10 protein-coding genes are annotated in these 14,162 nt (G+C 43.1%); 3 read left to right on the top strand and 7 right to left on the bottom strand.

All coding sequences use genetic code 11. The features are described from left to right. Positions 1–229 precede the first annotated feature (229 nt). The 3 genes from BGP76_RS11115 (at position 230) to BGP76_RS11105 (ending at position 2,647) form a co-directional block, all read left to right on the top strand. Positions 230–394, top strand: a complete 165-nt coding sequence (locus BGP76_RS11115) for a DUF1328 domain-containing protein (protein WP_073121948.1) — start codon at positions 230–232, stop codon at positions 392–394. Positions 395–478: 84 nt separating this feature from the next. Then, positions 479–1,099: a porin family protein gene (locus BGP76_RS11110; RefSeq protein ID WP_158584245.1), complete on the top strand. Its 621-nt coding sequence runs from the start codon at positions 479–481 to the stop codon at positions 1,097–1,099. Between the two features lie 36 nt (positions 1,100–1,135). Then, the gene (locus BGP76_RS11105; protein ID WP_119844711.1) at positions 1,136–2,647 is read left to right on the top strand and encodes a DUF748 domain-containing protein; all 1,512 of its coding nucleotides are present in this window, start codon (positions 1,136–1,138) and stop codon (positions 2,645–2,647) included. A 24-nt stretch (positions 2,648–2,671) separates the two neighbouring features. Here BGP76_RS11105 and BGP76_RS11100 read toward each other — a convergent pair whose 3' ends face one another. The 7 genes from BGP76_RS11100 to BGP76_RS11070 all read right to left on the bottom strand — a co-directional run bounded on the left by BGP76_RS11100 (position 2,672) and on the right by BGP76_RS11070 (position 13,986). After that, a complete protein-coding gene (locus tag BGP76_RS11100; protein WP_119844710.1) occupies positions 2,672–4,135 on the bottom strand; it encodes a potassium/proton antiporter in 1,464 nt (487 codons plus the stop codon). 326 nt (positions 4,136–4,461) lie between these two features. After that, a complete protein-coding gene (locus BGP76_RS11095; protein ID WP_119844709.1) occupies positions 4,462–5,607 on the bottom strand; it encodes an aldose epimerase family protein in 1,146 nt (381 codons plus the stop codon). A gap of 20 nt (positions 5,608–5,627) precedes the next feature. Next, a complete protein-coding gene (locus tag BGP76_RS11090; protein ID WP_119844708.1) occupies positions 5,628–7,496 on the bottom strand; it encodes a sodium/solute symporter in 1,869 nt (622 codons plus the stop codon). A 199-nt stretch (positions 7,497–7,695) separates the two neighbouring features. Beyond that, on the bottom strand, positions 7,696–8,577 hold the full coding sequence (locus tag BGP76_RS11085; RefSeq protein WP_073121936.1) for an alpha/beta hydrolase: 882 nt from the start codon (positions 8,575–8,577) through the stop codon (positions 7,696–7,698). 1 nt (position 8,578) lies between these two features. Beyond that, entirely contained in the window at positions 8,579–12,763 is a 4,185-nt protein-coding gene (locus tag BGP76_RS11080; RefSeq protein WP_158584243.1) for a hybrid sensor histidine kinase/response regulator transcription factor, read from the bottom strand. Positions 12,764–12,955: 192 nt separating this feature from the next. Beyond that, on the bottom strand, positions 12,956–13,495 hold the full coding sequence (locus BGP76_RS11075; RefSeq protein WP_073121932.1) for a hypothetical protein: 540 nt from the start codon (positions 13,493–13,495) through the stop codon (positions 12,956–12,958). 149 nt (positions 13,496–13,644) lie between these two features. After that, on the bottom strand, positions 13,645–13,986 hold the full coding sequence (locus tag BGP76_RS11070) for a T9SS type A sorting domain-containing protein (protein WP_119844706.1): 342 nt from the start codon (positions 13,984–13,986) through the stop codon (positions 13,645–13,647). Positions 13,987–14,162 lie beyond the last annotated feature (176 nt).

Here is a 14,162-nt window from a genome sequence, read left to right as displayed (position 1 = left end):
AGCACCATGCGTTAGCATGGTGCTTTTTTTGTTTTATAGAATAGGTCAGGGTATTTGACAAGTCTCAAACCATCTAAAGTCTGTGGGAATTGTTCTACACATTGGGTAGTTGGACATACGGATTCAACAACTAAGTAGCCCTAAAATGCCTTTTTGATCTATTTGAGAGCGATGGCTAGGATTGGTATGTTCTTTTCAATAGATATGGTATAACTAAAAAAACAAAACCATGTTTAGACTAGCAATTGTATTTTTTATCGTAGCTATCATCGCAGCAGTATTTGGTTTCGGTGGGATAGCAGTAGCAGCAGCAGGTGCTGCCAAAATAGTATTTTTTATAGCCCTAGTATTTCTCGCGATTTCATTATTGGCAGGGATACTTCGAGGACGTTAGGTAGATATAGATAAAGACAGTCATTCAACAATGGCTGTCTTTATCGTATGTATCATTTACCTAGATTTTAATCAAACACCAAGCATGAAACTGAATAAACTACTTACTACGCTAACATTTCTCACACTTTTCACCACATTGTATACTCAGGCACAGCCACAGACAGGAATCAAGGCAGGTTTGAATTTTAGTAATCTGATGGAAGGTGATGTCAATGATGAAAACGTTAGACTGGGATTTCACGCTGGAATTTATTCTCAAGTCAAACTAAGAGGGCCGGTGTTTTTGATGCCAGAGTTGACTTTTAGTACTAAGGGGAATTCAGTCATATATGATGTACTTGGCGCAGAGGGTAAAACCGATTTTAATCTCTATTACATAGACATGCCTTTATTAGCCGGCGTACGTTTGGGAGAAGTTCTGGAACTACATCTAGGGCCATACATGAGTTATATGTTAGGAGCTAATATAAAGACGGAGGGTGACCTAGGTGAGGATGAAGACGAACTTAATCGAAAAGATTTACAAACTTTTGATTATGGGATTTCTGGTGGTTTAGCGTTCAATTTCGATGATTTTGGTGTAGGAGCGCGTTACAATTGGGGACGCGCACGTGTTGCCAAGCGTGATGCGGCAGAGTTTTTGTTAGGTGATGCTAAAAATTCGGTAGGACAAATATACTTGAGGTTTAGATTGTCGAAATAATTACCGAAATTGATCACACCAACTTGATATACTCCTATGAATAAGAAACGCTCTCGCATTGTATTTTCCATTTATTTTTTCGTTGTTATTCCTGGCTTGTTCATACTCGCAGAGAATAATATAGGGTATTTCATCGACCGGCAGCTGAGCAAGCAGAATGTAGTGGCTGAGTCAACTGGAGCTGACTTTGACCTGTGGTCTCGGTCTGTGTCTATCGACAAAGTGAAGCTTACCAACCCTATGTTGGGTCAGGTCACCTGTACTAACCTTCGCATTTCTAAAATAGGTTTGGTAAGTCTACTCGTCTCGGGTGGATTTCATGCTCAATCTATTGCCGTTGATTCTTTGTTTATAGATATAGATGTGCTGGCAGATACTCTCCCGACGGATACCATGTCCGCGAGCAAGCGTAAGGTGACGTTCGGTGTAGGGCGATTGGATATAGGGTACGGTATGTTGGATTTTATAGATCAAGACTCTAGTCGATTGACATTTGGCTTTCATGTAGATTCGCTGCAGTATGATTCAAAGGTAGGTGCTAATCAAGGGTCCGTTGTGATTCGTAAGGCGGTCTTCGATTTGGCGAAAGATTTCTCGACTATTCGAGCTGATTCTATTGCGATGAACCTAGATCAAGGCGTATTTAGTGGTAATACTATCGCCTGGGAGTCAAATCTTACTCGTAGAGAGTTTTCCAAGAAGTTTCCTTATCAAAAAGGGCAATTTCATTTAGTAATCCCCTCTTTTACGATGAATGGATTTAGTCTACAGGCCTTGCACGATGATGCCAAAGGCATCAAGTGTCAGCGAATGGTTGTGGATACTTTTAATTTGAAATCCTACAAAGACAAGCGCCAGCCTTTTCCTGACCGAGCTAATATTCCTTTGTTAGCAGATATGATTAAATCTGTTCCAGTCAAGTTCGGCGTAGATACGCTGCAGTTGGTCAATGCTTATATTCAGCATCAGGAGAGTTTTCCAGGAGCGAGTCTACCAGGTTCTGTTTCGTTTGCAAGGCTCTATGCCACATTCTACAATGTGTCTTCGGCTAATGATGACACGATGATCCTAGATGCACAGGCTACTGTGTTGGGGGAGGGTAAACTCAAAGCGCATTTTGAACTTAACCCATCACCAAAATCCAGCCATGTTTCGGGTACCTTGTCTCCTATGAGCCTTACCCGTGCCAATCAAATGACTATCGCTGCAGCTGGTCTTGATGTGGAGAAGGGAATGCTTAAGCACATGGATTTTAATTTTGACTATGATAATGACCGTTCTACGGGTAAGATGAATATGCACTATGATGATTTATCATTTCAAATTATCGACCCAGACACAGGAGAACAGAATGCAAAACAAGGGATAACGACTCTAATCGCCAATACCTTCATCGTGAAGGATAGCAATCTGCCAGACAAGAACAACTATCGTGTAGGGTCGATTTCTTTCGCTAGAGATAAGAAAAAGGCAGTATTTGGCTACTGGTGGCGGTCAGTACTCTCTGGAATCAAAACATCTGTAGGTGTTGATAAGGAGTTGAGTTAAGTAGTCTCTTTCCTTGAACAGTACTCATTTCTTTATGTGAAGGATTTCATATACCTGATCTAGTCCCTCATGACTATCTGACAAAATCATCAAAATATCTTTAGCCTCTAGGAGCGTCGTGCCACTAGGTGTGATGAATTGGTTGTTACGACTGATCATCGCGATAATCGTAGATTTCGGAAATTGAATGTCAACTATTTTTTTACCCACTACATAGCCATTACGTGGGATTTCTATTTCTGCCATGGCTGTTTTGGCATCCTCTGATAGGAGCAGGTCTACTGGAGATTTACTCTTTTCTTTTTGTGGAAGTGCTACACTGAGCCATTTAGCGACTATAGGCAGAGAGGTTCCTTGGATGATGACAGAAGTCAATGAGATGAAAAAGACCGTATTGAATATCATGTCTGCTTTGTCGATCCCAGCGAGCAATGGATAAGTCGCAAATACAATGGGAACCGCTCCCCTTAACCCTATCCAAGAGATGTAAAACCTTCTCCGGGGCTTCATTTTGAAAGGAATTAAACTCAGGAATACACTAATAGGGCGCGCAATCAATATCAAAAAAAGCGAGATGAGTATCCCCACGCCGACAAAGGGGAGCACGTGGCTAGGGTATACCAGTAGTCCCAGTGTCAAGAATAGGATGATCTGCATGAGCCATGCCAGCCCGTCGAATAGTTTGAGAATCGTTTTTTTGTGGATGATGTTTTGATTACCGAGGTAGACTGCTGCGAGATAGACCGCTAAAAAACCATTGCCACCGATCGCATCAGTGGCAGAGAAGGTGATGAACATGAGCGCGATGACTAGTACAGGGTATAGCCCTTCGAACCCCAGTTCGATTTTGTTGATGATGAATTTGTTGACTTTGCCGAACAAAAAACCACAAAGCCCCCCGAGGATCATTTGTTGTAGAAACAGTGGAATGATGGACAGTATGCCTAGGTCTTGGTTGATCACTAAACCTAAAAAAGCAATGGTGAGTACATAGGCCATCGGATCATTACTACCGCTCTCTAGTTCGAGGGTAGGTCGCAAGTTGTTTTTGAGCGCAAGATTTTTGGATCTCAGGATGGAAAATACAGCTGCCGCATCTGTCGACGATACGATAGCACCTAGCAAAAGCCCTTCGTAGATTGTCAAGTCAGTGATGAGCCAGATGAAGGAGCCCATGAGCGTGGCAGTGAACAGCACACCGACAGTGGATAAGCTGATGCCCTGCCAGAGGATGGGCTTGATCGACTGCCAGTTGGTTTCCAATCCCCCGGAGAAGAGAATGAAGTTCAACGAGACGATTCCTATAAACTGTGCGATCTGTGGATCATCAAATTCGATACCCAAACCATCTGTCCCAGCGAGCATCCCTACGACCAAAAATAGTATCAAAGTTGGAATCCCGTACTTGTAAGAAGTCTTTCCAGCTAAAACACTGGTTAGTAGCAGTAAAGAACCTATCAGTAGGATGTTTTCGATGGTGATGTCCATTTGGGCTGTGCTCGTGATTTAAAAGTAAATTTAGACACCTTTTTCTAATGGCGCTTAGATGTGCGCTTTTATTGGTCAGCGCTGGAGTTAAAACTACGGACTTTAGTGCATCTCACTTTAGCTTTTACCAACCTCTATAGGGTACGAGTATTTAGATTTTAGTCTCTAGATAAAAATTTGATGTTTTTTTGTCTAGAATCTAGTGTCGAGCGATCTAAGGTCTTGATTCGGAATGTAGAGAATTTCATTCTTTCCTAAACCACTATGGTGCTTTCAGACCATAGTGGTTTAGGAAAATGGACAACTTGGAATTAACTTAAAATCTTTTACTTCACACCAAACTCATAGATCGTTTTGGTCTGGTAGGTCTGGCCTGGTTCCAAAACTGTAGTCGGGAAGGCTGCTTGGTTAGGAGAATCAGGGTAGTGCTGGGTCTCCAAACAAAGACCTGTTCTGTACTGGTACGATACGGCAGATTTTCCTGTTAATGAGCCATCGAGGAAGTTGCCGCTGTAGAATTGTATGGCAGGCTCCATGGTGTAGATTTTCATCAATCTACCAGACTGCGGGTGGTAGAGGCTACCACCATACTTCATCTGATCTGTCGTGTCTTTGTATACCCAACAGTGATCATAGCCCTGCCCATATAATAGCTGTTGGTTCTCGTGATCTATGCGGTCACCGATCACCGCAGGGGTTTGAAAATCAAACGGAGTAGCAGCTACAGGTCTTAACTCTCCCGTCGGGATCAGGGTGCTATCTACTGGTAGAAATGAATCAGCAGGTAGCTCCAGTACATGATCTAAGATCGTATTGCTAGCATCTCCAGACAAGTTAAAATATGAATGATTGGTGAGGTTCACAACGGTTGTCTTGTCTGTTGTCGCTTTATATTCCATCACGATCTGATTTTCATTGTTGAGCGTATAGGTGACTTCAGTGGTTAGATTACCAGGGTAGCCTTCTTCCATATCTGGGCTAGTTCTAGTCAGTACTATACCTACCGCATTTTCATTTTCAAAACTTTTCGCTTCCCAGAGTACTTTATCAAACCCTTTAATACCTCCGTGTAGATGATTGTTCCCATCATTTGTGGCAAGTTGATAGCTGTCTTCACCAAGCGTGAATTGACCATTAGCGATACGATTGCCGTACCGACCAATCACTGCTCCGAAATATGGAGCCTCAGCGATATAATGCTCTACTTCATTGAATCCCAAGACAACATCCGCCATGTTACCTTCTTTATCTGCAACAATGAGTGAAGTGATGACTCCACCAAAGTCGGTGATGGAGACAGCTGTGCCTTGACTATTTTTGAGTGTGTATAACGTTGTTTCCTGTCCGTCCGGAAGTGTTCCAAATTTGGACTCGTTGATAGAAACGCTGTTGGTCGCTTCCTCTTGGGGTTGGCTAGCGGTGCATCCCCATATAGATAGGGATGCGACCAATATGATTATATTTATTTTCATCTTAATGTTTTGTTTGTGGTTTACCAGAATATCCCATAAAGGAATACAACTATGACGATAATCCCTATCGCGCCGACATTGAATCCAACGTTGGTGGTGAACAGCGTCTTAGCATTCTCCACTTTTAGCGCCTTAGGGTCCTCTATGTCGATCTTGAAATTCGTGTAGAAGATGATTCCTAGCATCAGTAGGAGTACACCCATCATCAAGATAGATTCTACACCCAAATGGCTCAGTGATATGCTAAAGATAGCTCCTGCGATTAGACATAGGATACCTAGTGCCATGAGGATATAGGAGCTTTTGATGGATAATTTTTGTACATCACTATCAGCAGCGGGTGATTTGACTTTGATCCCTTTGTCTAAGAAACTAATGACAGAAGCTACTGTACATAGAATCATAAATACATAGCCCATTCTCATGATGAATGGAATCTCAGGCATAGACAGTTTGATGATGATCCCGATAGGTATGGTGATGATGGTCGTCCATAGTGCGGCTTTAGAAGTCATTTGCTTCCAGAACAGTCCCATGGCAAATACCACTACGACACCTGGGTAAATGAACCCTGTGTACTCCTGAATGTATTGGAATACCTGATCTAGATTGCTCAGCATCGGTGCGACTGAGATAGCGATCACGAGTGCCACTACAGCAGCCATTCTACCTACCAATACGAGTTTCTTGTTAGAAGCTTCTTTGTTGAAGAATTCCTTGTAGATATCCATCGTGAAGATGGTCGACGTACTATTGATCATAGATGCGAGTGAGGAAACAATCGCTGCGGCCAGTGCAGCAAATGCTAGTCCTCTAATCCCAGTAGGGACGAAGTTCTTGAGCAACCAAGGATAAGCTTCATCGGACTTACCGATGATGCCGATGGCTTCTACGGGTTTTCCGATGATGACTGACAACTCTTCGGGCGTGAAATGGTTGACGAGTACATAAGCTGTAATACCTGGGATAACCACCAATAGCGGTACGATGATTTTGAGATATCCTGCGAATATCAATCCTTTCTTAGCCTCATTGATTGATTTGGCAGCTAGTCCTTTTTGGATGATATACTGGTTGAAACCCCAGTAGCCAAGATTGGTGAGCCACATAGCTCCAAAGATGACTGCTACACCAGGTAGATCGTTGAACGTGTCCTTGAATCCTCCAGATCCATCAGGAACCATGGAAGAACCGCGCGCTATGACCATATGAAAATGGTGAGAGGTCTTATCGAAGATCACACCAAAACCATCGATCACACTACCTGCACCGACTGCATCGAGCGCCAAGAATGTAGTGAATAATCCACCGATGACGAGGAAGACAACCTGAATCACATCGGTCCAAGCCACGGAAGACATACCGCCGTAGATGGAGTAAATACCTGAGAATATGAGCAGTCCTACGATTCCGTAGATCAGCGGTACGCCGATGATATTTTCTAGTGCCAATGCACCGAGGTAACTGACAGAGGTCAAGTTGACGAATACATAGACGAGCAGCCAAAATATGGCGAAGAAGGAGCTTACCGATCGGTTGAATCGCTGGTTGATGAACTGTGGCATGGTGTAGATTTTCTTCTCGAGGAAAATCGGGAGGAAATACTTGGCTACTACGATGAGTGTTACAGCAGCGAGCCATTCATAAGCCGCAATCGCTAATCCTATCGCATAGCCTGATCCAGACATGGCGATGAAGTGCTCGGCGGAAATGTTAGCCGCGATCAGCGAAGCACCGACAGCCCACCATGTAAGCGAGTTACCTGCTAGGAAGTATTCGTTGGCAGTTTTTTCCTGCCCTTTTTTTGGTTTAGAAACCCAAAGCCCTAGGCCAATGATGACCAGACAGTAGATCCCAAAGACGATATAGTCTAATGTAGAAAATCCCATTTTGATTTGATTTAGTCTTTTATATTTTAATCCTGCTCAGATGCAATAAAGAGCTTTCACTACATCTGCTGTTAGATGCCAGTGACGTGTGTAGACATCTTTCGATCCAAATATAGATAAAAAACATTAAGTGTAATATATACACTTAATAAAAATAACATACTTATAAAATGATAGGGGTGTGATGATGAATGAGGGGCTAGCGAAGCATTAACCAGTCAGCAAGTCGCTGACTCCAACTGGAGAGGTGTGGTTGATTCAAGGCGAAACCATAGCCATGACCGCCAGATGGGTAGAGGTGCATTTCCGTAGGGACCTGATGGGTACGGAGGGCTTTGTACATCTGTAGGCTGTTTTCTATAGGTACAGCTTCATCATTCTGACTGTGAACGATGAATGTCGGAGGCGTGTCAGCAGTGACTTGGAGTTCGCTGGAGTACTCTGCAATGAGTGCTGGAGTGGGGTTCTCTCCTAGGAGGTTGGTGCGTGAGCCCATGTGGGTGTAGTCTGTTTTCATCGTGATGACGGGGTATATCAGTGCCATGAAGTCTGGTCGAGTCTCTTCGTCATAGTGAGTGCCTAACGTGGCGGCCAAGTGGCCTCCTGCTGAAAAGCCCATCACGCCGACTTGATCGGTATCGATATTCCATTTAGTGGCATTTTGACGAATTAATTTCATACCCTGTTTGGCATCCATGATAGGGGACAGGTGAGGCGTGATGTTGGAGTCATCTTCTGGTAGTCGATACTTTAGAACGATCCCAGCTATTCCGTAACCATTGAGCCATTTGGCAAAATCAGTACCTTCTTTGTCGTAGGCTAAAATGCCATACCCACCTCCTGGACAGATCAGTACAGCTTTGCCTGTAGCACTACTTTTGGTAGGGAGGTATACTTCGATGCTGGGGTTTCGGACTTGTCTGATCCGTTTGGTGTCGGTGATTTCAGATTCTTCTGTCAGTTTTGACTTTCGTTCGTTTGGCACTTGGTCAGGCCAAAGAGGTAGAATTTGGTTTTGTCCATGCATAGGTAGTGCAAACATAAGTAATAGGATGGCGGAGGATAATGGTTTTAGGGTCATACTAGGTTTTTTTGGTGTGTTCGGTGTTTGGATTTTGGACGAACTGAGTCGGTGACATCCCGAACTCATTTTTGAAGGCTCGTGTAAACGAATTGGGTAGATCATAGCCTACCATGTAGCCTACTTGGGAGACGTTGATTTTGTCTTGGGCCAGTAGCTGTTTGGCACGAGTGAGTCTAAAGGTCTTGAGTAACTCGACTGGCTTTTTGCCTGTAAGTTGCTTGACTTTTCGGATGAAATGCATGTGGCTCATGTTGACCATTTCGCACAGTTTTCCTACATCGAACTGGGTATCAGATACGTTTTCTTCGAGGAGCTGTGAGAGTTTGTCGAGGAACTCCTCGTCTACGGAAGTGACTTTGATATCCTTGGGTTTGAACTTGAGGTTATCGGCGTATTTTTCTTTGAGCTTTTCTCGGGATATGATTAGGTTTTGGACACGGGCGAGCAGTAGATCTGGCTCGAAAGGTTTGACGATATAAGAGTCTGCACCTGATTCATAACCTTTGATGCGTTTGCTATCCATAGCCAGGGCAGTGAGTAAAATCACGGGCAGGTGACTGGTCGTGCTATCCGATTTGATAGATTCGCAGAGTGTGATGCCGTCGATTTTGGGCATCATGATGTCGCTAATAACGAGATCGACGTATTCCCTACTTAGGACCTCTTGTCCTTGCGCTCCGTTGCTGGCAGAGAGTATATTGTACTGTGGAGTTAGCAGTGATTTGATGAAGGATAGCATATCAACATTATCCTCTACCACCAGTATAGTTTGTTTCGTACTGTCTTTTGTTTGCGTGTTTTCGAGGTTGAGACTGAGTTCATTTTCTACACTGTATGTCTCAGTAGGATGTGTGTAGTTGGATACAAAATTCTTGTCAACTGGAGTGGTCAGGTCGGAGGTTTGTGCTTCTAGGTTCTCAGGAATGTACACAGTGAATTTGGTGCCTTGATTAGGCTCACTTTCTACTTTGATATTTCCTTTGTGTGCATCGATTAGGTCTTTGATATAGGATAGTCCTATGCCGCTATTTTCTTCTTTTTGGAATTGCTCTACATCGTTGTGCCCGACTGAGAATCGTTCGAAAATCGTATTCATGACTTCTTGATCCAGCCCTGTTCCGTTGTCTTCGACTACTAGTCTGATAAATTCCAAATCGGTGTCCTTCATTAGGTACTTTTCGGCTTGTAGGATGCTTACTTTAATTTGTCCTTTTCGAGGTGTGTGCTTGAAGGCATTGGAGATCAGGTTAAATAGTACTTTTTCTACTTTGTCTTGATCGTATTGGATACTGAGTTTGGAGAAGTCGGAGTGAAATTGAAGATTGATCTCTCTGTCCAAAGCTTGATTGGTAAACAGGTTTTTGATCCCCTCGGTAAAAGATACGATATCATTTTCGGCAAGTACCAAGTCAAGGTTTCCGGCCTCTATTCTTCGGATTTCAAGGAGCTGGTTGATGAGTTTTTGTAGTCTGAGTGCATTTTTTTTGATCAGGTCGTAGTAGTTGCGCTCAGCGGCATTAGCAGGAGCATCCTTGCTGAGTTTGTCTATTGGTCCTAGGATCAAGCTAAGTGGCGTTCTAAATTCATGAGTGATATTGGTAAAGAACTTGACCTTGGCATTTGAGAGCTCTTCGATTTTTTGTACTGCTGTTTCGAGTGAGTCTTTTTGCTTTTGCACTTCGATGTTTCGAGATTCTAGTTCCGTATTAGCGGATTGGAGTGAGCCATTTAGCTTTTCTAGAATCTCTTGCTTTTTCATGATCACATAGATGAAATAACCAATGACCAATAATAGTGACCCAATCAAGATGATAAACCAGGGTTGTTTCCAAACGGGTGGGAGTACTGTAAACTGGACGGTCGCAGGTGTAGCATCTATGTTACCTTCAGTATCCATAGCCCGTACTTTGAAGGTGTAGTCTCCATTGGTGAGTCCTAAAAATGTGTGGTTGCTCTGGCTGCTGAATTTGGACCAAGGTTCGTCATTGATCTGGTAGGAGTAGCTTAGATTATCCGCACTGACTTTATTGAAAAAATGACGTCCAGTCCAAAAAATGGAAGTATTACCAGTGTTGTCCACTGTCTCCGCAAAGACTGTTATCTCCGTTTGTGGAGCGATGGTGTCTTTGATAAAGCGGTAGGTATTGAATTTACTTTTGATCGCGATATCGGGTTTTTTACCCGTGTAGACGCGTCGTTTCCATTCTCGTAGTGATCTACTGATCCATACTTCGTCAAACTGGTTGGTCTTGATCGTACCTCCCTCGTAGGATAGTGTGAGTTTTTCGGGAAAGATGTGGTTGGTCCAGACTCGCCCATTGAAGTAACTGATGTCTTTGTCAGTGGCTAGCCATACTTCATCCCCGTTTTGGCTGGTGCAGACACTGATGATGTTGTTGCTCATCAGTCCGTTGTTCATGGAGTAGTTTGTCCATTGCTCATTTTCATAGATATATAGACCGTGCTGTCTGGATCCGACGTATAGTGTGCCCTTGTCGTCATGCTGTACATCGTTGACGAAATCATTGAGATCAGGTATGTCTAGGTATTTCCATGAAATCTTGTCAAAATAGCAGAGTCCTGTGCCTCCGATCCAAATTCTATTGTCAGCAGACTGTGTTATACCATAGGCATTGAGTTGGTTAAGCCCGTTGGTTCGACCTTTGTGATAGATGATCTTTCTGTATTGGCTGTGTGGGTTGACGATTTGGACTAGGCCACCAGACTGTCCACGGTCTAGATAGACATCAGAACTACCCCCTAGCCACATAGATCCGTCTTTGGACTCGAAGACCGCTCGGTAGTCGACTCCCCATGACAAGGAGTCAAACTGCATTTTGATCCACTGCTTATCTTCTAATAGACTCGCGGCGGCTATACCCTCGTCACTCCCTACTGCCCAGATATAATTTTCCGAATCTGCATAGAGACTAACTGGATTGTCAATTAGTCCATGACGCATCGTGAACTTGCTCCATTGTCCACCTTGATTGGTGATTACATTTCCTTCGAAATCTAAGAACCAAGTGTCCCCATTGTCTGTCGTACATTGGTAGTTGAGTCCAAGGTAGGTGAGCCATCGATCCTGTGATAAATCCACTCGTGTGACGGAGGCTTTGTTTTCGTAGATCCAGAGTTTGGAATTGCCTGGAGAATGAATTTTGATGTGACCATGTGGGATTTTGTAAGTCTCTGAGTTGTATTTGTGCCAGGTGCCGTCAGTATCTAGGCTATAGAGATTTCCGATACCACTGATCCATATTTTACCATCTTCGGTTTCTAGGATGTTTTCTGAGTATTCGTCATCTCCGAATTGTTTGCCATAAGGGACGGGCCTCCACTGGTTGTTAGAAAACTTGAGTGCTGGTACTTTGTTGGACTTGTTGATGATCCATATATCACCCTTAGAGCTTTCCATGATGTGGTGCTCATAACCCAAATCGATATTGTAATAATTACTAAGTAGACCGTAGCTGGTGAGTTGCTGATTGGCGATTTCTTTTTCAGAAAACATCATGATGTCTCCCTTTTCATCTTCTAGATGGTGTGTGATGGATATCCAGAGTTCTCCTTTGGTAACTTCAAAAATGTCTGATATGTTGTCGAATTTTTGATTTAAGAGCAGAGGGCTTGGGATTTGCAGATAAGCGAGTGCTGCGTCCTGTTGTTTTAGAGCCGTGATGTTAAGGGTGTTGCTGAGGAAGATCGGTTTCTGCTCGGTGATTAGGATTACTCCTAGGTTGGTCGCACAGATGATGCGGCCACTTTGGAGTTGTTTGATAACTTTGAATTGAAGGTTGACTGCTGCTGGGAGGCGAAACACGGAGGCCCATTGCTCATTTACCAGCTTGTATAGACCTTCTTTGGTGGCGGCATAGACTTGATCGTCCTTGTCCAAAAACATTTTTTGCACAGCTGTCCCTTTGATGCCATCAGAGGCGGTAAAGTACTTCCAGTTATAGCCATCGTAGCGTGCTACCCCCGAGTCCAGTCCGAACCATATCACTTCACTTTTCATGTCAGAGGTAATACTACGGACTCCCTTGTTATCTAACTCTGGAAAAAATGCATAACGCCAAGCCTCCTGCATAGGATCAGCAACCTGAGGCTGAAAGGTGTCTACGGCATATACACCACCACATATACTGAGAAGAAGGGTAATTAGCGTTAGCTTAATTTTCATACAATGCATGCTTTTAGTTCATACGGATAGTTAGGTAGGTGTGGCGACCCGTAAGGATTACTTGCAAAATAATAATTAATAAGAGTAAGCAAGTCAATATGAATAGGGAATGGTAAAAAATGGATGAATCTATAAGGGGGAGGTGAGTAGCTCAGGTTGTGATTTAGTAAAGTGGGCGTGTGATTTATGGTTTCAATAGATCACACTGACTTGAGGATTGCTGAGTATCCATAGCTTCATGGAGAGCGTGTCGATCTTATTACCAGTAACGACTAGCTCTGTCAACATGGGAAGTTGATCGAGTTTAGAAAGTTCTTGTTTGAGATCTAATTTATTCATGGATAGGTTTAATTTTTCAAGGCGAGTGAGTTGATCCAAGTTGGAGGGTAGGGTTGTGAGGTTGAGGTCTACAAGCGTTAATGATTTTAGTTGAGTAAGTTCACAAAGTTCGGAAGGGATTTTATGAAATGGTGGGGTTGAAATATATAAATCGATATAACTGGACCATTGTGACAGGGGAGGGTAGACTTGCCAATTCGTGTCCATCATGATCTTGAGTTTTTGGCAGTCTTTTAGAGCGTTGATCTCTGGTGGGATGGAGTCTAGATCGTATTCACTCAAATATATGGTGACTTCAGGTTCGTTGAGTTGATCGAACAGTCCCTCCTTACTAGGAGCGCAACTGGAGAGGAAAAGGGGCAGTAGTACTGCTAGTAAAATAGCGACTTTCATCTTGGTTGGTCTGAGATATACTCGAAGATAATGTTTTGAATTTAGAATCAAACATTATTTTGAACGAAACCGCTATATGAAATAAAAGGACATAAAAAAGCCTCGGCAAATACTGCCAAGGCTCAAATTCATCAAGTAGGGCAGTACCCTTACTTCAATGCGATAGTTTTCTTCACGCTATACACGTCGTTGGATACTGTGTAAGCGTAGTTTCCTGCAGGGTAAGCAGATAGGTCGAATGCTTTGGCATATTTAGCACCTTCTACTTTCTTGTCAGAATAGATCAAAGCACCGTAATTGTCATAGATTCTTACTTTTACTTCTTCACCTTCTAGTTTGTCAAAGATCACGATTACTTTAGAATCAGCAGTCGCTTTGATCTGTACTTTAAGCTCAGGGCTCACTACTTTTTCAGCTTTTTCTCCAGCGAAAGCTAGTGAAGAGCATGCTACCATTAGGGTCAGGGCGATTGTTTTGATTGTCGTTTTCATCGTAGTAATATTTTGTTTGTTTGAATTTGATTACGATGCAATGATAGCACAGCCCTACAGCCTACTAAAGCGGAAATCGGTGAGCTTCAATATTTTTCAGGTGAGATTAATAATTATATCTATTGAAGGGTTAGAGCAGTGGGGAAGGTTTTACAAGTTATTGGATAAAAAAAGGG

Source organism: Reichenbachiella sp. MSK19-1, assembly GCF_003590315.1.
GTDB classification, from domain to species: domain Bacteria; phylum Bacteroidota; class Bacteroidia; order Cytophagales; family Cyclobacteriaceae; genus Reichenbachiella; species Reichenbachiella agariperforans.
Note: the sequence above shows the minus strand (reverse complement) of the source record. Positions and strands in the feature narration are given on the sequence as shown.

Coding starts and splice junctions, on each gene's coding strand:
- BGP76_RS11090 (WP_119844708.1), bottom strand. CDS start 7,496: ATGGGATTTTCTACATTAGACTATATCGTCTTTGGGATCTACTGTCTG.
- BGP76_RS11070 (WP_119844706.1), bottom strand. CDS start 13,986: ATGAAAACGACAATCAAAACAATCGCCCTGACCCTAATGGTAGCATGC.
- BGP76_RS11100 (WP_119844710.1), bottom strand. CDS start 4,135: ATGGACATCACCATCGAAAACATCCTACTGATAGGTTCTTTACTGCTA.
- BGP76_RS11115 (WP_073121948.1), top strand. CDS start 230: ATGTTTAGACTAGCAATTGTATTTTTTATCGTAGCTATCATCGCAGCA.
- BGP76_RS11110 (WP_158584245.1), top strand. CDS start 479: ATGAAACTGAATAAACTACTTACTACGCTAACATTTCTCACACTTTTC.
- BGP76_RS11075 (WP_073121932.1), bottom strand. CDS start 13,495: ATGAAAGTCGCTATTTTACTAGCAGTACTACTGCCCCTTTTCCTCTCC.
- BGP76_RS11085 (WP_073121936.1), bottom strand. CDS start 8,577: ATGACCCTAAAACCATTATCCTCCGCCATCCTATTACTTATGTTTGCA.
- BGP76_RS11095 (WP_119844709.1), bottom strand. CDS start 5,607: ATGAAAATAAATATAATCATATTGGTCGCATCCCTATCTATATGGGGA.
- BGP76_RS11105 (WP_119844711.1), top strand. CDS start 1,136: ATGAATAAGAAACGCTCTCGCATTGTATTTTCCATTTATTTTTTCGTT.
- BGP76_RS11080 (WP_158584243.1), bottom strand. CDS start 12,763: ATGAAAATTAAGCTAACGCTAATTACCCTTCTTCTCAGTATATGTGGT.